The 22227-nt window shown below is 37.7% G+C and carries 19 protein-coding genes and 1 pseudogene; 8 read left to right on the top strand and 12 right to left on the bottom strand.

The window, feature by feature from the left end; genetic code table 11:
* Positions 1 to 13 precede the first annotated feature (13 nt).
* Positions 14 to 1909, bottom strand: coding sequence for a beta-glucoside-specific PTS transporter subunit IIABC (locus EP737_RS21570; protein ID WP_129730857.1), 1896 nt, complete (start codon positions 1907 to 1909; stop codon positions 14 to 16).
* Between the two features lie 481 nt (positions 1910 to 2390).
* On the opposite strand from EP737_RS21570, the gene EP737_RS21565 reads away from it, so the two are divergent.
* Both EP737_RS21565 and EP737_RS21560 read left to right on the top strand, forming a co-directional pair.
* The gene (locus tag EP737_RS21565) at positions 2391 to 3101 is read left to right on the top strand and encodes a GntR family transcriptional regulator (protein ID WP_129730855.1); all 711 of its coding nucleotides are present in this window, start codon (positions 2391 to 2393) and stop codon (positions 3099 to 3101) included.
* A 180-nt stretch (positions 3102 to 3281) separates the two neighbouring features.
* Complete coding sequence (locus tag EP737_RS21560) at positions 3282 to 4106, top strand: MIP/aquaporin family protein (RefSeq protein WP_129730853.1); 825 nt, start codon at positions 3282 to 3284, stop codon at positions 4104 to 4106.
* A gap of 418 nt (positions 4107 to 4524) precedes the next feature.
* Here EP737_RS21560 and EP737_RS21555 read toward each other — a convergent pair whose 3' ends face one another.
* From EP737_RS21555 to EP737_RS21530, 7 genes are all read right to left on the bottom strand, one after another.
* On the bottom strand, positions 4525 to 5727 hold the full coding sequence (locus tag EP737_RS21555; protein WP_129730851.1) for a Gfo/Idh/MocA family protein: 1203 nt from the start codon (positions 5725 to 5727) through the stop codon (positions 4525 to 4527).
* 508 nt (positions 5728 to 6235) lie between these two features.
* The gene (locus EP737_RS21550) at positions 6236 to 7015 is read right to left on the bottom strand and encodes a Cof-type HAD-IIB family hydrolase (RefSeq protein WP_129730849.1); all 780 of its coding nucleotides are present in this window, start codon (positions 7013 to 7015) and stop codon (positions 6236 to 6238) included.
* Positions 7016 to 7116: 101 nt separating this feature from the next.
* Positions 7117 to 8076, bottom strand: a complete 960-nt coding sequence (locus tag EP737_RS21545) for a LacI family DNA-binding transcriptional regulator (protein WP_129730847.1) — start codon at positions 8074 to 8076, stop codon at positions 7117 to 7119.
* A gap of 259 nt (positions 8077 to 8335) precedes the next feature.
* A complete protein-coding gene (locus EP737_RS26635; protein WP_281278916.1) occupies positions 8336 to 8470 on the bottom strand; it encodes a hypothetical protein in 135 nt (44 codons plus the stop codon).
* Positions 8471 to 8864: 394 nt separating this feature from the next.
* The gene (locus EP737_RS21540; protein ID WP_129730845.1) at positions 8865 to 9515 is read right to left on the bottom strand and encodes a response regulator transcription factor; all 651 of its coding nucleotides are present in this window, start codon (positions 9513 to 9515) and stop codon (positions 8865 to 8867) included.
* Entirely contained in the window at positions 9516 to 10184 is a 669-nt protein-coding gene (locus tag EP737_RS21535) for a sensor histidine kinase (protein ID WP_129730843.1), read from the bottom strand.
* Between the two features lie 8 nt (positions 10185 to 10192).
* Complete coding sequence (locus tag EP737_RS21530) at positions 10193 to 10675, bottom strand: hypothetical protein (protein ID WP_129730841.1); 483 nt, start codon at positions 10673 to 10675, stop codon at positions 10193 to 10195.
* Between the two features lie 224 nt (positions 10676 to 10899).
* Between EP737_RS21530 and EP737_RS26970 the strand changes: the two are divergent.
* Together EP737_RS26970 and EP737_RS21515 are read left to right on the top strand one after the other, a co-directional pair.
* Positions 10900 to 11390: pseudogene (locus EP737_RS26970) on the top strand (CcdC protein domain-containing protein).
* Positions 11391 to 11406: 16 nt separating this feature from the next.
* Positions 11407 to 12333 (top strand): CPBP family intramembrane glutamic endopeptidase, encoded by a 927-nt coding sequence (locus EP737_RS21515; RefSeq protein ID WP_129730837.1) that lies wholly within the window; start codon positions 11407 to 11409, stop codon positions 12331 to 12333.
* 299 nt (positions 12334 to 12632) lie between these two features.
* On the opposite strand, the gene EP737_RS21510 is transcribed toward EP737_RS21515, so the two are convergent.
* The 4 genes from EP737_RS21510 to EP737_RS21495 form a co-directional block, all read right to left on the bottom strand.
* Positions 12633 to 13298, bottom strand: a complete 666-nt coding sequence (locus EP737_RS21510) for a Na-translocating system protein MpsC family protein (protein ID WP_246040336.1) — start codon at positions 13296 to 13298, stop codon at positions 12633 to 12635.
* 108 nt (positions 13299 to 13406) lie between these two features.
* Positions 13407 to 14099, bottom strand: a complete 693-nt coding sequence (locus tag EP737_RS21505; protein WP_129730833.1) for a Na-translocating system protein MpsC family protein — start codon at positions 14097 to 14099, stop codon at positions 13407 to 13409.
* Between the two features lie 241 nt (positions 14100 to 14340).
* Positions 14341 to 15471: an ATP-binding protein gene (locus tag EP737_RS21500; RefSeq protein ID WP_129730831.1), complete on the bottom strand. Its 1131-nt coding sequence runs from the start codon at positions 15469 to 15471 to the stop codon at positions 14341 to 14343.
* A 405-nt stretch (positions 15472 to 15876) separates the two neighbouring features.
* Entirely contained in the window at positions 15877 to 16575 is a 699-nt protein-coding gene (locus EP737_RS21495; protein WP_129730829.1) for a DUF4386 domain-containing protein, read from the bottom strand.
* 91 nt (positions 16576 to 16666) lie between these two features.
* Here EP737_RS21495 and EP737_RS21490 point away from each other — a divergent pair, with 91 nt between their 5' ends.
* The 4 genes from EP737_RS21490 to EP737_RS21475 all read left to right on the top strand — a co-directional run bounded on the left by EP737_RS21490 (position 16667) and on the right by EP737_RS21475 (position 21949).
* Complete coding sequence (locus EP737_RS21490; protein ID WP_129730827.1) at positions 16667 to 17536, top strand: helix-turn-helix transcriptional regulator; 870 nt, start codon at positions 16667 to 16669, stop codon at positions 17534 to 17536.
* Positions 17537 to 18211: 675 nt separating this feature from the next.
* A complete protein-coding gene (locus EP737_RS21485; RefSeq protein WP_129730825.1) occupies positions 18212 to 19771 on the top strand; it encodes a spore germination protein in 1560 nt (519 codons plus the stop codon).
* 22 nt (positions 19772 to 19793) lie between these two features.
* A complete protein-coding gene (locus EP737_RS21480; protein WP_246040333.1) occupies positions 19794 to 20885 on the top strand; it encodes a GerAB/ArcD/ProY family transporter in 1092 nt (363 codons plus the stop codon).
* Between the two features lie 17 nt (positions 20886 to 20902).
* On the top strand, positions 20903 to 21949 hold the full coding sequence (locus EP737_RS21475; RefSeq protein ID WP_281278917.1) for a Ger(x)C family spore germination protein: 1047 nt from the start codon (positions 20903 to 20905) through the stop codon (positions 21947 to 21949).
* Positions 21950 to 22227 lie beyond the last annotated feature (278 nt).

Here is a 22227-nt window from a genome sequence, read left to right as displayed (position 1 = left end):
TTTCATTTCCTCCTTATTTCACTACTGTAAATAATTCCTGGTCTAATGTACTGTCTTTAACATCTTCGACAATAACTTCTTTATAAGCATGTGAATTCGTTATGATGATAGGTGTAATCGTGCTTAATCCTTTACTTTGGATAAATCCTTTATCAAAGCTGCTTAACAAATCACCTTTTTTAATTTTATCGCCATCTTTTACATGCAAAGTAAAAGGTTTTCCATCTAGGGTTACTGTATCCAACCCGACATGCACAAGTAATTCAACACCCGATTGAGAGCGCATCCCGATTGCATGCTTTGTAGGCGCAACCATAACAACTGTTCCATCAAACGGAGCATACACTTTGTTGCCGGACGGCTCTATCGCTACCCCTTGCCCCATTGCACCTGAACTAAATACTGCATCCGGAACCTCTGCAAGTGGTATTACTTTTCCGATAAATGGAGCAGCTACTGTTTCTTCATTGTTTTGAGGGCTATTTACTTGTAAATCAGCTCCACCTTGTGCTTGCTTTTCATTACCTGCTTTTTTTGCTGTGTCCTCACCGTATCCGAAGATCTGGATTAAAACAACAGGAAGAATAACCGCAATCGCAACCCCAATTAAAATTCCCCAGATAGACATTGGATAGTCTGCACTGATACCGTTTACAACTGTTAACGGTCCTGGCAGCCCTGCATATGCAAAATAATATGGATTAAAGAAACTTGCTACGATAGCACCAATAGCGCCTGAAATACAGCCAAATATAAATGGCTTCTTAAACTTCAAAGTTACCCCGTAAATTGCTGGTTCTGTAATACCAAATAATCCAGTTACACCAGCAGAAACACTGACTTTACGTACTTCTTGGTTTTTTGTCTTTAGAATAACACCAAGCACTGCACCAACTTGTGCGATAACTGCAATCGTTTGATACGCTTGGAATGAATCTCGGCCATGTAAATCAAAATTCGCTAATACCATAGGCGTAATGCCCCAATGCACACCGAAAATAACGACTACTTGCCAGAATCCACCGATAATTGCTCCAGCCAAAGCAGGTACATGTTCTGCTAAGAAATTGTATCCGCTTGCAATTCCGTTTGCTCCCGCTGTTGTAATAGGGCCAATTACTAGAATTGTTAATGGTACCATAATTACCATACATAAAAATGGAACAAATAACGGTCTAATTACCTCATTCATTCTCTTATTCAAGAACTTCTCAAGATAAGATAAAATCCACACTAAGAATAATGGCGGTAGTACAGAAGATGTATACGTAGTTTTAGATAAGGCCATCCCCAAGAAAGTGATGCTTTTTCCTGTTGCAATTTGCGCTGCCATGTCTGCCCATGTTGGACTGACTAATGCGGCACAGCATGCTACCGCTATATACATGTTTGTTTTAAAATGCTTCGATGCGGTAATTGCGATAAAAATCGGTAAAAATGTAAATGATGCCCATGATATAAAGCTAAAAACCTGATAAGTTCCTGTCTTTGCAAAGCTAGGAAAGACTAAATTAATTAATATTAACGCACCTTGCAAAATGCCGGCTGCAGCTAAAATATATATGAATGGTGCAAAAACTGCTGACATCGTAGCAATTACACGGTTTAATATCGTTCCTTTGTTCCCGCCTGCGTCGTCAGATGTGTCAAGCTTTACTAAACCCGCAAATTTCTCATAAACTTCTCCTACGTGCTGCCCAATAACAACTTGGAATTGGCCGCCGTTTTCCACTACTGTAATTACGCCAGGCATAGAGGCTACTTGTTCTTTTGCTTTTGGATTAGAACGTTTCAGTACTAATCTAAGTCTGGTTGCGCAACGTGTAGCTCCAATAACATTCTCTTCTCCACCGACAGCTGCTAAAATGTCCTTCGCAAGCTGTTGGTAATCTCTAACTTTCCCTGACAATTTAAATCCCTCCTTAATCTATCTATACGCTTACATTTTTATTGTACCGGTATAATCGAATTATAATTGTACCGGTACAATTAATCAATACCCAAATAAAATATTTATTTATGTATAACATTATTGAATGAGTTTTTTATAGGTTTATGCTATACTTCTGATTGTTGAATGAAATAAAGAAAACTCGCCGATTGGCGAGCCCTGCATTTGGACGAAGACAGAGGCGGAGTTGCACTTATACTGTATTCCTAAAATTTCCGACTACGTCGAATTGGCTTCTAGCTGGAAATTTATACTTTCTTACAGTGTAAAAAAAACTCGCCGATTGACGAGCCCTACATTTGGGTGAAGACAGAGGCGGAGTTGCACCTATACTGTATTCTGAAAATTTCTTGCTACGTCGAATGGTCTTCTAGCTAGAAATTTATACTTGCAGTGTAAATAAAAGAAAGTGAAATAAATAAACTAGCGGGGAATGTATATGCTAAAATACCAGCAAATTGTAACAGAAATTGAAAAGTATATTGAAGATAATGCACTCCAACAAGGAGATAAACTGCCAGTATTAGAAGCATTAATGGCGCAATTTGAAGTGAGTAAGAGTACAATTACGAAATCGTTAGATCTGTTAGAGAAAAAAGGAGTCATATTCCAAGTCAGAGGCAGTGGAATTTTTGTTAGAAGACTTAAGAGAAAAGGATATATTAGCCTTCTTACTAATCAAGGATTCAAAAAGGATCTTGAGGATTTTAATATAACTTCAAAAGTAATTGAATTAGATGTGAGAAAACCAACACAAGAAGCAGCTCATAATTTAAATATTGGACTCGATGACGATATCTATTATGTAAAAAGAATTCGGTATATTAACGGGCAAACATTATGTTTGGAGGAATCCTATTATAATAAATCGATCATCACCTATTTGAATAAAGAAATTGTTTGTGAATCAATATTTAATTATATAAGAGAAGGATTAGGCTTAAAGATTGGTTTTTCAGACTCATATCTTCGTGTAGATAAGTTGAATGAAGAAGAAGCGGAGTATTTAGGTTTAGAGAATGGAGCACCTAAACTTGACGTTGAAAGTATTATTCATCTAACTAATGGCCAGCCATTCGACTTTTCAAAAATCACTTATAACTATCAACAATCACAGTTCTTTATCCAAGCGAATAGTCATGTGTTATAAAGACAACTCGCGGATTGGCGAGCCCTGCCATTGAGCGAAGACAGAGGCGGAGTTGCACGTATACTGTATTCCTAAAACTTCTGACTACGTCGAATTGGCTTTCAGTTAGAAATTTACATTTTATTATAGATCAAAACATTACTGTCTAATCTCAAACCTTTAGATAGAAAGGAGTTAGTCATGACTGCCTTTTGGGGAGAAGTCGTCGGTACTGCCATTTTAATTTTTTTAGGAGGAAGTGTCTGTGCCGGCGCTTCTCTAAAAAAGTCTTTTGCTTATAATGCAGGCTGGTTGGCAATTCAATTTGCCTGGGGATTCGCGGTGGCTACAGCCATTTTTGCTGTAGGGAAATTCAGCGGGGCCCATTTGAATCCAGTTATAACCTTGGTTCTTGCATCTTCAGGGGATTTGCCCTGGTATCAGGTACCTATCTATATAATAGCTCAGTTTGCAGGCGCAATGATCGGTGCGGCAGGAGTATACCTACAATATTTGCCTCACTGGAAAGAAACAAAAGATCCAAAAGCTATACTTGGTGTCTTTTCAACGGGTCCAGCTATTCAGCATACGTTTTCGAATATTTTAAGTGAGATATTAGGAACTTTTATTCTCGTTTTAGGAATACTCTCTATTGGTGCCAATAAGTTTACTGATGGTCTCCATCCATTAGCTGTTGGTTTCTTAATTATTACGCTCGGATTATCTTTAGGTGGATCGACTGGTGCCGCAATGAATCCAGCCCGTGATTTAGGACCGAGAATCGCACATTTTCTATTACCCATTCCAGGTAAAGGAGATTCGAATTGGCGCTATGCTTGGATACCAGTTGTAGGACCTATTCTTGGCGGATGCCTAGGCGGATTCTTTTATAACAGTGTGTTTCAAGGAAAAATGCTCTCTCAGTTGTTGATTACATTAGTCCTAACTATCCTTGTATTAATTTTATCGTATCTTTCAGGAGTGAGAAAACAAAAGCAAACGCTTTCGAAGTCAGAGGCGGCATAAGTAATTACTCTGTAAAAGAACTCGGCGATTGGCGAGCCCTGCTCTTGGGCGAAGACAGAGGCGTAGTTGCACTTATACTGTATTCCTAAAATTTCTCGCTACGTCGAATTGGCTTCCGGCTAGAAATTTATACTTTCTTAAAGTGTAAGCAAAATAAAGGCTACACTATATATTGCATATATAAACATAAAGGTGCTTCCCCGAAGCACCTTTTGTTTATAATTATTTTTATAGCTTCATACTTTATTTTTTTCTATTTTCACATCAGGGATTGTCCAATGATACTGCCTGCAAATCGTAATACTATATCACTTTGAGTGTTGTTTTTTTGCTATTTTGACTGATGAGCTTTCAATTTTTATTTAACCGGTTTTCTGTTCAGCACATGCTCTCCAATACTCTAGTGATACAAAAATTTTCACACTAATGCAGCCTTTTCATGCTCAAACTCTACCCAAGTCGATCCGTTATCTGCAGAGCGAACACAATTTTCAATCCAGCGAATGCCATCCAAGCCAGCATTCATATCAGGGTAAACAAGATTTTTTAATGCTTCGTCATCATTTCGGTTTTTAGCATCCATCGCAATGGCAAATTTGAGATAAATATTTGCCCAAGAGTCAGACAAGCCTTCTACATGCAGCGCCCCTAAACGTTCATCAGCATTGCAGCTATCATCTAAATAAGGCATTGCACGAATTAAAGTTTGGGCAGGCTCACCTTGCACTTCATATCTAAGTTCGCCGCCTTTGTTATCCCACCACTCTAGGCTTCCCTTCGATCCTACAATGCGAATTCTATGCCCATCCATACATCCTGCATTGACAGAGGATGTCCAAAGTCTTCCTACTGCTCCGTTTTCATAATGCATGAGAACATAAGCATTATCCTCTAAAGGAGCGCGGCTTCCCACAAAGCTCTGGCGGTCACATAATAACTTCTTAATTTTCATCTGCGGCATAATCAGCTGGGACATATAGTAGGTATGTGTAGAAAGATCCCCTAACACAAAGCTTGGACCTGCAACCTTAGGATCAACACGCCATTTTTGCGCATCACTTGTTTTATCTGTTGCATCATTTGCACTAAAGCCATGCGTATACTGCAGTTCGACCATACGAATGTCACCAATTTTTCCTTGCTCGATCATTGCCCGCATTTGAAGCAGCATTTGATTTCCAGAAAAACCGTATGTTACCCCAACAATTTTTCCTTTTCTCTCCGCCAATTCTTTAATTTCTTCACCTTCTTCAGAAGTGAAGAATAAAGGTTTCTCACAAATAACATGTAAACCAGCTTCTAACGCGGCCTTACAAATTTCATAGTGAGTTCCGTTCGGAGTCGCAATAGAGACAACCTCAATCCCATCCTCTCGCTTTGCCTCTTCAGCAAACATTGTTTTGTAGTCAGAATAGCAGCGATTTTCATTAACGCCGAGATTTGCTCCAAATTCTTTCCCTCGTTCTGCATCAATATCAAAAGCTCCTGCCACTAGGGTAAAAGCAGTATTATCTCTTAATGCACCCGTTCTATGCTTATATCCAACCTGACTTAATCGGCCTCCACCTATCATCGCCCATCTGAAAGGTCTTGCAATTTTCTTTTCACCATTTAACATCATAAGCACCTCTTTTTTGAAATTTTGATTTTATTTTTAATTTTTTGTAAGCGTTTGCTATAGTTAAAATTATAGTCTTTTTTCCATTAATAACCTCTAATATCTTATTTTTGTAGCAGTAGAAAAACCGCATTTTGACAGAAACTTAGTAACTATTTTCCAAAAAAACTTCACAATCTTGCACTATAGGATACTCAAAAAAGAGATGAATTAATTTTTGCATCTACCAACTTTAATGGCAGAAAAGTAAAATTCCTCTTACCATTGATACGCAGTTCGTTTTGAAACTTATAAAACCTTTCTAAATTCTTTTGCATTAAAGGTCCATCCTAAATAATAAGAGCCTCCTCAAACGAGAAGGCTCTGATACTCATACCTATATCTTTTACGAATCCTCCCTCACAAGTAGCAAATAACACTAGGGATTGTTATATGATACCAATGTTTTTGAATACTCGGTTTTAGATAATACAATGAATAGAAAACGGAATAAAGTATCTATCTTCTAAGGTTATAACAAACCCACCATTTGAAGACCATGAAGAATTCCATCATCTTCAACAGATTTTGTAACATACTTTGCAGCAGCCTTAACCGTTTCTTCCGCATTCCCCATTGCCACGCTATTTTTTATAGCTAAGAGCATCTCGATATCATTTAATCCATCCCCAAAGGCATATTGACGCTCTTCTGGAAATCCTAGTTTTTCAACGAGCTTTTCAATCCCTTTAGCTTTTGATCCCCCCTTTGGGAGAATATCGACTGAAACAGGATGCCATCTCACAAAATCAAAATCCAGAAACTCCTGTTCGTATTGCTGTTCTTCTCCCTCTGGGCAAAAAAGCAGGGTTTGATACAATTCGCGTCCCTTGTAATAATGCGGATCATGCGCAGGAAAACGGCTAATTTTTAGAGTAGCAATGCTTTCCTTAATATAGTTATGCTCTGGAACGTTCGCCTTCATATCTTCATGATCCATAAAAACAACAGGATGATTGTTGTGAAGAGCTGCTTCTGTTAACCTCTCAAGAGATGGGATATTTAATGGGTTTGCATATAATACTTCATTATTTAACACGACGTATTGGCCGTTATAGCTAACAAAAGTACGAATATCCAATTCTTTTCGCAAATCCTCAAACATAAAAGGAGCTCGTCCTGTTGCGATAGCTACTTCATGCCCCTGTTCCTTTAATTCAAAAATGGCTTCTTTTGTTGAAGAGGGCAAGTCTTTATCATGAGTAAGCAAGGTTCCATCTATATCAAAAAAGATAACACTTCGTTCCATCATTTCTGTCCCAACTTTCGGTATATAATTTGTTTAGTCTCAATTGCTTTAAGTCATTCTCGTTATAATGCATCAAAACCATAAACAGCGGCAGATACACACGCTTAAACAGTTCCTCTCTCAATTAGCTTAACAAACATTTCCTGATTGGATACATCCCCATTTACAGCTTGAAGAAAAAGGCTGTTTCCCATCTCCTCAAGAGGCAAGTCTATTGTTGTAATATTCATCATTTGAGCTATCGGTTGATTATCAAAACCGATTATCGCAAGTTCATCGGGTATGGATACATTTTGATTGTGGCAGCAGGTAACAATTCCGGATGCGACTTGATCATTTGTAACTAGTAATGCTGATGGCGGTGTATCCATTTCACTTATTTGTTTGATGACTTTTTCACCGTCCTCAAAATATAGGCACTCATCAATAATATAGTCAGGATTGTATGATAAATTATATTTTGCAATAAAATCCTTATATGCACGCTTCCGATCATGACTATTTGCTCCTGATCTTCTGCCAATGCAATACCCAATTTTTTCATGACCTTTATGATACAAATATTCTAATGCTTCAGAGAAAATTTTGTATTGGTCTACAAAAGTGGATGCTATTTTTCCATTTGTAATGCTTTCACATAATACAATTGGTCCAAATGGCAAATGCTCTTCAATCGTAGACAAATCACAGGCTCTCGAGCAAATAATTAATGAATCGATCTGTTTTTGCTTTAACATTTGCAGAGCTTCCATTTCTCTGCTCTCCATGTAATCAGTTTGAAATAAGACCAACTTATAGTTATGTTCCAATGCCTGCTTGGCTATCCCCTTTAATAATAGAGCAAAATAAGGATGATCCGAAAAAGGAAGAACTACACCCATCAGCTGTGTTTTTCCCTTACTTAAATGAACAGCATTTATATTTTTATGATAATTACTGACCTTAATCGCCTCTAAAACAGCTTTCCGTTTTTCTTCACTGACATACGGGTGATTATTCAATACACGGGAAACTGTTGTGACAGATACTTCAGCCATCTTTGCCAAGTCTTTAATATTTGTCATACACTCACCTTTTTTAAAGAAAACTCCGCCGATTGGCAGGCCCTGCCCTTGGGCGAAGACAGAGGCGTAGTTGCACATATACTTTATTTCTAAAATTCCCTACTGCGCTGAATGAACTTCTGGCTGGGAATTTATACTTTCTTAAAGTGCAAAAAACGATGGTAGCCCCTTGTCAATTTTCTAACTGGTTATTGTAAATTTTCAAGAATTTGTTTTAGTATTCTCAGCAATACCATTTAAATTGACTTAGAGGTAAAAGTTATTTCTCATTAGATTGAATGAAATAATCATTGATGGACTGAATTGATTCCACTTCCATCGATTGTCCAGATGCCCTTAAACAAAAGTAAGTGGCCAAATAGATAACAAAGCAAAGTATAATGAATGCAAACATAAGAGCTTCCCCCCGCTTCCTGTTATTTGGTATGAGTGTAAATTATGAAACGCATACCATGTCAAACTAAAACTCAATAAAGAAAACTCGCTGATTGGTAAGCCCTGCCCTTGGTCGAAGACAGAGATGTAGCCCTACTTATATTCTTAAAATTTCCGACCACGTCGAATTCGCTTCTAGCTAGATATTTATCCTTTCTGACAATATAAAAAAACTGCACCCAAATTGTTAGTTGTCATTGTGTCTAACAATTTGGGTGCAGTTCACAAGAAAGTTGCCTTTTTTAAAATGAGTTGTAGGACACCCCCCATATGTCCAGAGTGTATGCAACAACACATGGGGTGTTAGTGAATTTATAAAGATAAAAAACTATATTTTACCCGTTGGTTCCCGTCTAATGCTTTTTCTGCAAATACAACACAAGTTCAGTACGGTTATTAAGCTCGAGCTTATCAAGAATCCGGGAAATGTAATTTTTAACCGTACCTTCCGTTAAAAACAATACGCTGCCGATTTGCTTATTGCTTTTCCCTTCCATCAGCAGCTCCACAACTTCGATTTCCCTCGGTGTCAATGGATTGCCTAACTGCTCCTGGAGTCTATTTTCGTCCACAGATGCAAGCTCCATAGAATGCAGTACTTTGGAAATTTTCGAGCTTACCTGTGAATGAAGCAGCATATTACCTTCACATGCCGCCCTAATCGCTTTAATAATTTCCTTAGAATTGGAGTCTTTGAGAATATAGCCGTCTGCGCCATATTTCAATCCGTTGAATATGTACTCGTCCTCATTAAAGGTAGTCAGAATAATGACTTTCACAGCGGGATAGGTTTCCTTCACGATTTTTAACGTATCAATACCGTTCATCACCGGCATTCGAATATCCATGAGAATAACGTCAGGCAGCATATTCTCCAATAACTTGAGCAATTCTTCCCCGTTTTCGGCTTCCCCGACAATATCAATCTCCTCATGCATGCTCAGAATTAATCTGAAGCCCTCTCTTACCATTGCCTGGTCGTCTACAATCATCACCTTTGTCATTTACATTACCCCCGTCTTTATAGCATTTGTTTTATACATGACAGGTATTTCGGCCAACAGCTTAAACCCGCGTCCTTTTTCTGATGAGAAGCTCACTTTTCCATTCAATAAACCAATGCGTTCTTCAATTCCTTGTAGACCATGAGATTTTTTGATTTGACTGCAGCCTTCGCCGTCATCTTCCACAATTACGCGTATCTTTTCGCTACTTTTAGTGATGTTGATCAAGAATTGCTGGGCTTTGCCGTGCTTTAAACCATTGGTCACCGCTTCACGCACTGAATTATAAATACAATTTTTCATGTCCTGATTGCCGGACTCTACCTCTTTATCAAAATTCAGCGTGAACTTTAACTTCCCTGAGGTTTGCAAGCTTTCTATCATGTCGTTCAATAATTCCTCAAGATCAATTTGACTGTTTACCGATTGATCTTTCAATACAGCAACAGCCTTCCGAAGCTCCTTAATCGATTTTTGTGAAAAATCATGAGCTTTCACAATTGCTTCCCCCGCCTTTTGCGGATTGGCTTCAATCATATTCTCAGCAAATTCCAAGTGCATCCGCAAAGCAATGAGCGAATGTCCGATGGAATCGTGCATTTCCTGAGCGATTCTCGTTCTCTCTTTGACAATTGTAATTTCCTTCAGCTTGGCGTGTGCCTCTATCAATTCGGCAGTTAACAGCTGGCCTTTTTCTCTCTCTCTAAACTGATTGCCCGAAACAAATAAACCAAAAGCAGCATCGCCATGTAGGGTATCAATGCTTCTTGAACATCCGCCTTCGCCATTACCATCCCTGCCAAATACACAACAACATGAACGGCTACAATTCCAGTTTGAATCGACCGGCCAGTCAAAAAAACTTCCACAAGAGGAAATACATAATAAATCCCGGTTGCAGGACTATCAAACAACACCATATAGATACCGATTACTGCAATATTCACTACCATTGAGACTGTATAAAGAATTCGATAACACTCCCATAAGCGATAGTGATTTCTGAAAAAATCATTAGCCTGCAGCAGCAAAATACCCGTTATCCATACAGCCTTCATTTCCGTTGAAAAGCCTTCGCGAGCCACAATTTCATACAAAATCAAAAAGCTAATCACCACTTTAAAGGCCCAAACCATTTTCTTAGACTTGCTGTTAACCATCCCTATCTCCTCCGAAAAAACCTATATACATATAAAGATATTATACTATTTCATTTGATAGAAAAAACATAATTCAAAGTCACATCAAAATGATGACTAAAGTCACATAGCAATTGTTGACGAACGTTACTACATTCGGGAAGGTCAATGAACTTATAATGAAGATGTAAAACAGAAAAACAAAATTCAATTGAAAATAAGCTTATAGAGAAGGAGAAGGAAAAATGAACGGAATAGGAATGTATGGAATAATTATTGTAATTGCCGGATTGGTGTTTTGGAGACGTACTAGGGCGATGGTTCATCCGATTCAAGGCTCAGGCATCAAAATACTGCTTCCTATGTTCTATTTAATTCCAGGAATTTATGCATTTTCGAGCCTTCAAATGCACTTAAAAATACGGGAAATGGCTGTTGCAGCTTTAATTGGGGCATTGCTTGCAGTTCCTCTTATGTTGCTACCAACTATGAAATTCGTCAGGATGGACAGATTTATGCACAAAAAAATAACACCTTTTTTATCGCATTGATTGGAGTTGTGGTGATTCGAATCGTATTAAGACAATTTATATCGGGCATTGATCCAGCAAGCTTGACTATTCTTTTCTTTACAGTGGCTTGCAGTTATGTTGTACCTTGGAAAATCGTTTCCTTTATTAAATTTAGAAAGGTAAAACAATTGCAGGCTCTCGGTAAAGAGATGTTACCTAATTAATTGAAGGGGGTGGTTTATGTTGAATTCGTTGTTAGGAGCCGAACAAACATCATCGTCGGGCCTAAAGAAATTGCTAGCTTCTCGGCCATTGATCTCATTCTTTGTCATGTCATATGGATTCTCATGGATTACATTAATTCCTTATATCTTATCACAATGGAATATCTTGCCCAATACTAAAGCGTTTGCCGTTTCCTTTGCGCTTAATTCATTTGCCGGTCCGTTATTGGCTTCGTATATTATGCATCGTATTATAGGAGGAAAAGAAGCCTGGCAAAATGTAAGAAAAGGCTTGAAGCAAGTCAAAGCTGGATTGAAATGGTACCTATTCATTCTTATCGGAATTCCTGCGGTGATGTTTCTAGGGATCATTGTCTTAAACGGTGGAACACTGCCGGATTTCCACGGCCTAACGTCTTCATACTTTGTAGGATACCTTATACAATTTATGCTTATTTTCTTTTTTGGCGGGCCATTGTCTGAGGAAATAGGGTGGCGCGGTTTTGCCTTACCGCGAATGCAATCAAGATATGGAGCATTGAAAGCATCTTTATTCATGGGGGTTCTGTGGGCCTTATGGCATTTACCGCATTTCTTAACAGCACCTCAAAGGGGCGGTCCCGGAACTGGCTTAGCTATTTTTTATATCAATTTACCAATCTTTATCGTGTTGTGTATAGCTATTTTAATCATTTTTACTTGGGTCTTCAATCATACACAGGGCAGTCTATTTATCGCTATCTTGCTGCACACCAGCATTAATGCCTTTAGCACACTGCAATCAAATCTCTCAGTACCCATTTTGACTCGCACAGATTTACCCTTCCTTATCGGATTTGGGGCTCTAGCTTTACTAATTATTGTCTTTACTCGCGGCAGTCTTGGATATATACAAAATAATCCCAATATGGCACCTGTTGAAAATGAAATTATCAGTAGATAGATTTTCAAAAGTAAAGAAGACCCTCTCCAATATATTTAAATGACCTTTGAGAGGGTCTTCTTTACTCATCCACTCAAATGGCTTACTATACAAAATTCACTTTATTTCAATTGTCTTTACCCTTCAATTCTTTTGGATTGGTGATCAAAACAATCTAGCTTTTATCAGGCTCGAAATCCCAATCAACAAAGATATCAATAATTCTCATTTTCAGGTAAGATTCCATCGAGCTGCTATTGTGCAGGAATGTCCTTTCCAATGTTCTCCCAAACCGCCCATCTTTCTACCCCTTTCAGTGCTTACTTGAGAACAAAACACATAATACTCCTATCTTCATTAAAGTCCCAATCCACAAAAATATCTGCGACAGGATTCCTAAAGATTTCTTCAAAGCGGCTATCACGATGTAAATATGACTTTTCTAGCTCATCCTTGGTAACCATGAGTGTCTGTTCATATCCCTTTATGATTAACTGCTTTTCAATTTGAACTAAAATTCCATCCCGTTTTACCAAATACATCTTTGGAGAGATAAAGAATGCCTCGGTTTTCTCAGGTTTTTTCTGTACCAAAATACTAATTCTTTCCACCTCAGCAATTAATGGTTTCAAATCAATAGAACCATTATCCTGATGGACTTGTTTAGTGATATCACCTTCAAATTGAACTGTTATCATCCCTGTATTTTGCGGATAGTTCCAATCATGGTAAAAACATTCGACATCCTGTTCAAATTCCAGTTCAATAATACCCTTCAATTGATTAAGGACCGTTTTCATAACTATATTCCGAGAAATATCGATGTTATCGGGATTACCGTTCTCCAGCAAAATAGACTCCAATGGAGACATGAATCCTCGTATGTAAAAAACTAAAAATTGCTCATTTGCATAAGCATAGCAAGCTTCCGGACCACGGCCAAAATTTTTTCTTAACAATTTGCTGGTTAGGCTGCTTATATCCATTAATTTTTGCTGTAGTGGCGATGACATAAGTGGTTCAACCTCGCTTTCGACAAAGGCAAAAAAATACTGCCTTACATTATCATGTCCAGGCAGTAAGATTTTTACTATTCAGGTATAAACCTTGTTAAAGCTAAAAATCAAATAGCTTTTATTTTGTTTATAATCCCACATCATGAATAAGTCCTCAATCAATCCATTAAATGCTTCTTCAAATAATTCTCTATGCTGAATGTATCCCTTTTTAATTTCTGCAGCATGGGTTAATAGTAACTCTATATTTCCTTGTTCTAAAAGTAAGTGTTCCAGTGGAAGCATAATTCCTTTAGATTCAACTACACAGATATTACGGGTATACTTGACAATCTTGAGCCCACTCGGGATTTTATGTAGCTGTGAACCTACCATTCGAACTAACGGAAATAACTTCCTCTCGAAACTTTCATCTATCTTCACGTCAGGATTGAAGTCATTATTCACCAGCAGTAAAATGCCAGAGTTAGTATTATAGTTCCAATCTTGATAAAAGGATTCAAAGGGAATTCCTAAAAGTTGTGATGCTTCTTGTAATAACTCATCGGACAAAGCTGCTATAACAGAGGACCGATATCTTATTACTAAATTATATTCCTTTTTGTCAGTTAAGATTTCTTCAGCAGGTGTCATAAAATTACGGATATAAACGTATAATCGGTTTGCTTTTAGCACTGTATAACAGGCTTCAGGTCCTTTTCCGATTCCGCGCTTGATTATTCTACTGAAAGAACTACTAACAGATAGCAAATCTTCTTGAGTTACAACCATTCAAATCCCCCTTATAAAAAATAAAAAGGCCTAACTTCACAAATAGGAAGTTAGGCCACGGTTAAGACGACTATAAAAATAGCTTCTACCATTTACCATCACAATAAGATAGTGTTTATTTAAAATGATACTTTTGAACAGAATAAGATAACTAATGACTGCAAGACATTAGACAAAATTCATTCTAACATCATTTCCAAAGGATAACAACACATTCAGATAAAAATTAGTAAATGAAGCTTCATTCTTGTGATAATAAAGGTAATTTTACATGAATGGAGGTTCCTTTTGAATCACTCTCTATGTATATGTCCCCTTTATGCTCCTTGATAATTTGCCAGCTGACTAGCATGCCAAGTCCTGTTCCGTTTTCTTTTGTTGTAAAAAAGGGCTTGCCAATTTGCTTAAGAATCTCGGACGGGATTCCGGAACCCTGATCGATGACGCTGATTCGAACCTGCCCATCAGCAGGGGAACTCCCATGTATTCGCAGCACTCCCCCATTAGGCATAGCTTCAATTGCATTTTTTATATAATTAATAAAAACTTGCTTCAATCGGTCACTATCACCTAAAATCCATCGATTGGTAAAATCGAATTGTGTTTCTATTTGAATAGTATTTAAAAGGGCCTGTGATGTCATTAAGGTAACAACTTGATCTAATAAAGCTTGAAGATTTACTCTTTCATATTTTTGCTTGGATGGTTTGGCGAGCACCATTAACTCCTTTAGAATTGCTTCAATTCGGTCAATCTCAGAATGCATAATTTCGAAATAAATTTTATTACCAACGTTTTCTCCCGTTAATAATTGTAGAAAGCCTTTGATAGCTGTAATTGGATTGCGGATCTCATGGGCAATCCCGGCTGCCAGCTGCGCAGCAGTAGCTTGTTTCTCCGATACGCGGAACAAACTACTAATTAAAGTATGATATTCTTTTTCATGTTCCATCGTAAGCCTATTTTGTTTGATGGATGTAATATCCTTTAAGACTAGATACGAGCCAAGAAAAGCTTTTTCAAAGAAAATGGGAATGGAGGTAACATTAACATCTAAGATACCTTCGTCGTTCACTTGTACCTGAGCATCAAAATTATCAAGTTTCTCCTGTTCTCTGCCTTTAAAGAAGGTATGCGCTTGATTTAAAAAGTCCGAGATAAACAGTTTATGTAATGTTAATTGCTGTAGGGGATCTCCTGAATAACCTAATAGTGGTTCACAAGCATGGCTGGCATATTCAACCTTCCCTTGCAAGTCAATTAATAGAAACGCATCATGATTTTGGGATAGAATTGAGAAGTCCTGATTCATGTTCGTATCTCTATATGCTTTTAAAAGGGCACTTTTCTGATTAGTTCCATGCATAACCATAAGGCAGATCTCCTTTCCTAATTTAATGAAATAAAAAAGCCACAATAAGAGCAGATGATTCCCTGCTTCTTACTGTGGCTTTAAAATCTAGCGTACATTTCTAGAATTCGTTACCATTTTAGATTTCACTACTTACTTCAATTTTCCAATTAGAACAGAGCATCAACTCTATATCCATAATAAATATATTATATTTTTCTATTTTTGGCAATAATCTGTCAATTATTTCTCTTGTTAAAGAAAACTCGCCGATTAGCAAGCCCTGCCCTTGGGCGAAGACAGAGGCGTAGTTGCACTTATACTGTATTCCTCAAATTTCTCACTACGTCGAATTGGCTTCCAGCTAGAAATTTATCCTTTTTTACAGTGTAAAAATTTACATCATCATTAATAGATTTGAAAACACTAATTCACTTTTAGTTTTTCAAGCTTTTGTTTATGAAATCCCTTCACAATCAACCAGACTGCCAAGCTCATCTCATAAACGCCCACAGGTAGAGCAATGAGTCCCTTTGTCGTAGAGAAAGGCTCTACTGCACCAAACATTTCTAATAAACCGGCTATAAATACAAGGGCAGCTGTAATCATCCCAAATAGCGCTAACGTTTTGGGCACTAAGCCTGTTCTAAAAAGTAAATAACTATACATGATCGTATTTAAGCCTAACATGAGATTTGGACCTAACATAGAAGTCCAACGATAAAAGGCCTGCAACATTAAACCGATAGTAAGAAGATTTTCTTCACCTGTTAAACTGTCTGCTTCATAATGTGTACTAAGATGTAATAAACCTAATATACTTACTAAGCCTATTGCAATAAAAACAGCTTCCATAAATCGAAAGCAAAGATACCCTAATGCAATATGCTCATTCCAACGGCGAAGATAAGGAAACAGCATGACTGCTGTCCCAATAGCTGTCACTACAAGTAAAAAATCATTCATTACACCGAGCAAAATCTTCGTTTGAAATCCATTTGCTACGGACATATACCATTGCTCTGACAATATCGGCTGATAAAAGACAACAGCTATGACCGAAGTGACCGCAGCTGCTATATATAAAATGCCGATGATAATTCCATTCATTCTGTCTCTTGTCATGATCTTTACCCCCCTTGAAATAACTACCAATTGAATTTCCTATGTTATACTGGTTATGAGGATCATAAAAACATTGATATAAGGAGTTATTATGGACCATTATGATGTAATTAAGGATGCCTTGCTATATATTGAAAACAATATTCAACAACCTTTATCATTGGATTCTGTTGCGAATACCTTCAACATGTCAAAATACTATTTTCATAGACTTTTTTCTGCCATGATGGGTTGTTCATTAAACAATTACATACTGTCCAGAAGATTGAATGCATCACTACAATTCATTCAAAACGACACCTTATCTCTAACAGATATTGCTTATCGGCTAAACTTCGGAACTCAAGCATCCTTCACCCGTGCCTTCAAACACCAATATGGTATAGCACCAAGCTCTCTTAGAGTTAAGGATACGACCATATCTCAAATGCCAATACCTTCAGTAGTTAAAAGACCCATTAAAAACATCAATGGTGATATTGTCACCGATTTCACCCTAACGGAGTTCAAAACAATCAGGGTCAGTGGCATAGCCTTTGAAGTTGATCTTGCAACTGATGATTACAAAACGAAGATCCGCTCTCATTCAAAAATGCTATTAGATAACATTGATAAGACAATAAATGGTCCATGTTATGTCATTTATTCAGACTGCCAGCCAAATTCAACCCGTTTCAAGGTTCTTTTCGGAATTCCATATGATATACAAATAGATAAGCCCTATTATTTTACCGTTGATATACCGCAGCTCTTTTGTGCTAAATTTAAATATTTTGGTGATTTACTTGACATAGGAGACGTCCTCGTCACTGATTTTGCAAGGTTTTTAAAGATCTCAAAGCGGGAAACTGAGAATTCACATATCGAACTCATTCAAGCTTTTGATAATATTCACAATCTTGATTCCGCCTACCACATATATACACCTATCAAAAAACTACCGATTGATTCAGATTTTTAATTTCACTTTAAAGTGATTACACTCTCGTTTATGCTCCTTTCTCGTTCGTAAAGTTATTTTGAATAATAATAAGATATCAAAATGGGGTTAGTTAGACTTTCCAAATCTTGCTGTAATTAGTTAGAAGATGATTACGGGAATGGTTTTGTACCCCAAAAAGGCACCCCTTTTGAGATGCCTTTGAATCAACTATTACACCTATTTTCTTTTTCAGCAAAATAATGACTTGTTATTTTCACTTTTCAAACCTACGAGTTAAAATGAAGTTGCCTCCAAATGCCTTTTTCACGCTTTTTGCTCACTCAGAAAGGAATGTGGAAAATGTTTATTACAAGTCCTCCTAAATTCATTAGTAGCACATATTTATAACCTGTTCTGATACCTTACATAACGGGCTTCACGCCTAGCTAACAAAAGCCGTGGAAGTCCTGCGTGTTATATACATATACCTCCAAAAGCAAAGGAGCCTTTCTTTATAGAAAAGCTCCTTTACTCATTGTTATCTTATTTATCTTTCCTCACCAATTGATGACAACGCCCGACAAATCACATATTTTTTCACATAATCTTTTTCATTAGCTGAAATGAAAAAATAAAGATTACTATCCCATTTATACGGGATAATCTTACCAATTACGGTAAAAATAAAGGCAAACATTCGAAATGGTGTGGCTAATGCTTAATTTATTCAGACTTAAAAAACGCAGACCTAACCAAAACTACCTAGCAGATTACCTAAAAGATGAACAAAGTGAACCAGAACAAAATATACAAACAAACGATTATATCGAAGACTGGGAAAAGGAACTCACTAAATCAAGAGATTACACAAAAACTTTCTATCTTAATCAAGAGTCAGAAAAAAAATTTCACTTTACCTTTCTATCCTCACTCGTTGAAGAAGAAGTGCTGGACAATAATGTCCTCCCCTCTTTACTTAATGGAGAGTTTTGGAAAATAGCCGATGTTAAAAAGCTGCTTCCGATTGCGGATGTAGAGCTATCAAGCAACACAGCTGATATCCCCCAAAGACTGCTTAACGGGTATGTAATGCTAACAATTGAAGGAGATACAAGTGAATTTGCCTTTATCTCTGCGTCCAAACAAGTTGTTCGATCGGTTACGGCTCCAGAAATTGAATTCAGCGTCGTTGGCCCTAAAGAAGCATTTGTCGAGGCCATTGGGCAAAACTTGAACTTGATTCGAAAACGTTTACCTATTCAGGAGCTAATAGCGGAAGAATTCTGCGTCGGAAAATTATCAAAAACGAAAGTAATCGTTCTCTATATCGACGGAATCATAAATAAAGAAATTGTCAATACGGTTAAGCAGCGGATTGATGATATTGAAAAGGACGAAATCGCTGACAGTTCGTATTTTACGCAGATGATCTCAGACAACGGGCATTCTCCTTTTCCGCAACTGCTTGATACAGAAAGACCGGACCGGGTTGCATCCAGCCTGGCAGAAGGGAAAGTTGTTATTTTAGTGGACGGCTCACCACATGCACTAATCGGACCAACCACTTTGACAGAGTTTTTTAACTCGTTTGAAGATTACTTTCTTAACTGGATTCTTGCTTCTTTTATCAGGTTAATACGTTTATTTGCGGTTACGTTTTCGATTTTGATTACACCTCTTTATGTTGCGGTGGTTACGTACCACTATGAATTAATTCCAAAGGACTTATTAATTACGTTAGTTACCTCAAGGCGGGTTGTTCCTTTCCCGCCAGTTCTTGAAGTATTGTTTCTGGAAGTAACGATTGAACTATTAAGAGAAGCAGGAGCTAGGCTTCCGACTAAGGTCGGCCAGACAATCGGCATCGTAGGCGGTATTGTTATCGGGACAGCATCTGTTGAAGCTGGTCTTACGAGCAATGTTCTTTTGATTTTTATTGCCCTGTCTGCTCTTGCCTCCTTCACAACACCTGTGTACCAAATGAGCAATACGATTAGGATTATGCGTTTTCCGTTTCTTTTCATGGCCGAATTATGGGGTTTGCTCGGGATAACAATCGCATTTTGTTTTCTACTTATTCATTTGCTTCGGCTTACATCGCTTGGCTTGCCATTTATGGAACCTGTTTTTCCACTCAGAATAAAGGATTTCAAAGATGCCTTATTTCGGTTCCCATTTAAAAGCCAAGCACTTCGCCCGCAGTTTTTAAGAACCAGCAATCCGGTTCGTTTTAGTAAGGAAAAGGCTTCTAAAAAGAAGGACATTGATGAATAACGAAAAAGGCAGGTAAGGAAACATGATGCAGGGATCCGTCCCGGAGAGACTACAAATTTCACCATTTATGGCCGCATATGTCGTCGTCGCAATGCAGATCGGAATTGGTATCCTCGGTTTTCAGCGAAGCATTGCCAAAGATGCTGGATATGATGCTTGGATTTCTGTTTTAGCGGCAGGATTAATTACCAACATCTCCGTATGGCTGATATATAAAGTATGCGAAGCTGTTGAAGGGGATGTGATGTATGCCAATGTTTACGTGTTTGGAAAAATCATTGGTAACAGCATAAATACCTTATTTATTGTCTATTTTATCATTACTTGTGCTGGCGTACTCGGCGGTCTGATTGAAATTATCCGTACATGGATGTTTCTTGATTTAAACCCTTTTGGGTTTGCAAGCGTTTATTTACTTTTAGGGATTTATATTGTCTATGGCGGGTTCAGAACAGTGGTGGGAATTTCCTTTCTCGGAACAGTCATTCCCTCTTATTTAGTGTTTACCTTCGGATTTGCATTAAAGTATGGGGATTTTACCAATTTACTTCCTGTTTTCGACCACTCCTTTAGCGACATGATAAACAGTGGGTACCATATGTCACTTAGTTATCTTGGCTTTGAAACTTTATTAGTTTTTTATCCTTTTATTAAGAAGCCTGAGCAATCAAAAAAATGGGTTTATATCGGGCTTTTGGCGACTACCCTTTTTTATACTGGTTTGGCAGTTGTTAGTTTTTCCTATTTTCCACCTAGCTTGCTCGAACGATCAATTTGGGCAACATTGGAAATGTGGAAAATTGTCAGACTCCCTTTTATTGAAAGGTTCGAGTATTTGGGAATTGCGAATTGGGCCTTAATCCTTATCCCGAATGTTGCGATTACATTATGGGCTGCCAGTCGGTGCGCCAAACGGGTTTATCGCATCCAACAAAAAAAAGCAGTCATTTTCATTGCCTTGTTATGTCTGATTATCGCGGTATTAATACCTACCCGCGAAAGGATGGATCTTTTCTTAGACATAGACTCAAAAGTTGGCTTCTCTTTAGTTTATATTTATATCCCCATTCTCTATTTACTACTACTCATTAAAAAGAAGGTGAAAACAAAGTGAAGACTATTCACTTCGCCATGTCCTTACTTTTTTGCACTATGTTTTTGACCGGATGTGTCCAGACAAATGTTATTGATGATGTAAATATTGCGACAGGTATCGGTGTTGATAAAAGTGGTGATCAATTGCTTGGAAGTATCATGATTCCCGTCTTTAAACCTGATAAGTCATTTGGGAATTTTACCTTTTCCGCCAAAGGAACTATTATGAGGGATTTGATGACCGAAATACAGAAAAAAGCTTCCCAGCCAATTGTCAGTGGAAGTCTAGATCTTGCTTTTTTTGGAGAAGATGTCGCGCGTGAGGGAATCAACCAAATAGTTGAAGTCTTCCTTCGGGATCCAAGCGTTGGCGCAAGAACCCATTTAGCTGTAGTAGATGGAAAAGCAATTGATATTTTTAAAGGTAGATATGGAGACCGCGGAAACGCCGCATACCTTACACAATTACTTGAACATAATATAGAAGGAGAAAACTTACCGCTGACCAACCTTCATCAATTTTTAGCTGCTTTATACCAAAAAGGGAAGGATGCTTATTTACCTCTGCTTAAGAAGAGGCAATCTCATTTGGTAAGCATAACTGGAATAGCCCTCTTCAGGAATGACCAAGTTGTCGCTATTCTTCCAGAAAATAAAATGTTTTATTTCAAACTGCTTGTCGACAAACATACCAGGGGTTCAGTAAAGGTAAAAGATAAGGATGAAGAATCCACTATCCAAAGTATCACTTCAAAGAATAAAATCAGACTAATAAGCAGGAGTCCCTATAAATTTGCGGTTCATATGAAAATAAAGGGGCTTCTTACAGAGCATAAAGAAAGGACCCTTAAGAAGGGCGAAGTACGTAAAATTGAGAAGCATTTGGAAAAACAAATTGTTGTAGAATGTAAGAAAATGATTGAGAGCTTTCAAAAAAAAGAAATTGACCCGGCCGGCTTTGGCCATATTGCGAAAGCCAACACACGAAATTTTGATTTTAACAAATGGAATGAGAACTATAAAAGTGCTCGATTTCAGGTTACTGCAGATGTAAACATAATTGAGGTTGGAGTTGTTAAGTAAAGACCTCCATAAGAAGATTCGCTGACTGGCAAGCCGTTAGGCGAAGACAGAGGCGTAGTTGCACTTATACTGTATTCCTAAAATTTCCACCTTCGTCAAATTCGCTTCTAGCTAGAAATTTATACTTTCCTACAGTGTAAAAAAGGGTCACTAAACTTTATTTAGTGGCCCTTTGACAACTATCTCCAAATGACTGTAACTAAAAAACCGCCTCTATTTAAGGTGAGGTTCCTTCCTTTTACTTCTAAAAAATTCCATTTACTTATGGTACGGTTACC

This window comes from Ectobacillus funiculus (assembly GCF_004138295.1).
In the GTDB taxonomy this organism is placed as follows: Bacteria; Bacillota; Bacilli; order Bacillales; family Bacillaceae_G; genus Ectobacillus; species Ectobacillus funiculus.
This window is presented reverse-complemented; position numbering and strand designations above follow the sequence as displayed.

Bases quoted from the DNA above. Each gene is read 5' to 3' on its own strand.
- EP737_RS21490 (WP_129730827.1), top strand. From the start codon at position 16,667: ATGGACCATTATGATGTAATTAAGGATGCCTTGCTATATATTGAAAAC.
- EP737_RS21550 (WP_129730849.1), bottom strand. From the start codon at position 7,015: ATGATGGAACGAAGTGTTATCTTTTTTGATATAGATGGAACCTTGCTT.
- EP737_RS21545 (WP_129730847.1), bottom strand. From the start codon at position 8,076: ATGACAAATATTAAAGACTTGGCAAAGATGGCTGAAGTATCTGTCACA.
- EP737_RS21540 (WP_129730845.1), bottom strand. From the start codon at position 9,515: ATGACAAAGGTGATGATTGTAGACGACCAGGCAATGGTAAGAGAGGGC.
- EP737_RS21495 (WP_129730829.1), bottom strand. From the start codon at position 16,575: ATGACAAGAGACAGAATGAATGGAATTATCATCGGCATTTTATATATA.
- EP737_RS21475 (WP_281278917.1), top strand. From the start codon at position 20,903: ATGTCCTTACTTTTTTGCACTATGTTTTTGACCGGATGTGTCCAGACA.
- EP737_RS21515 (WP_129730837.1), top strand. From the start codon at position 11,407: ATGTTGAATTCGTTGTTAGGAGCCGAACAAACATCATCGTCGGGCCTA.
- EP737_RS21500 (WP_129730831.1), bottom strand. From the start codon at position 15,471: ATGGTTATGCATGGAACTAATCAGAAAAGTGCCCTTTTAAAAGCATAT.
- EP737_RS21485 (WP_129730825.1), top strand. From the start codon at position 18,212: ATGCTTAATTTATTCAGACTTAAAAAACGCAGACCTAACCAAAACTAC.
- EP737_RS21560 (WP_129730853.1), top strand. From the start codon at position 3,282: ATGACTGCCTTTTGGGGAGAAGTCGTCGGTACTGCCATTTTAATTTTT.
- EP737_RS21530 (WP_129730841.1), bottom strand. From the start codon at position 10,675: ATGGTTAACAGCAAGTCTAAGAAAATGGTTTGGGCCTTTAAAGTGGTG.
- EP737_RS21480 (WP_246040333.1), top strand. From the start codon at position 19,794: ATGATGCAGGGATCCGTCCCGGAGAGACTACAAATTTCACCATTTATG.
- EP737_RS21505 (WP_129730833.1), bottom strand. From the start codon at position 14,099: ATGGTTGTAACTCAAGAAGATTTGCTATCTGTTAGTAGTTCTTTCAGT.
- EP737_RS26635 (WP_281278916.1), bottom strand. From the start codon at position 8,470: ATGTTTGCATTCATTATACTTTGCTTTGTTATCTATTTGGCCACTTAC.
- EP737_RS21565 (WP_129730855.1), top strand. From the start codon at position 2,391: ATGCTAAAATACCAGCAAATTGTAACAGAAATTGAAAAGTATATTGAA.
- EP737_RS21510 (WP_246040336.1), bottom strand. From the start codon at position 13,298: ATGGATATAAGCAGCCTAACCAGCAAATTGTTAAGAAAAAATTTTGGC.
- EP737_RS21555 (WP_129730851.1), bottom strand. From the start codon at position 5,727: ATGATGTTAAATGGTGAAAAGAAAATTGCAAGACCTTTCAGATGGGCG.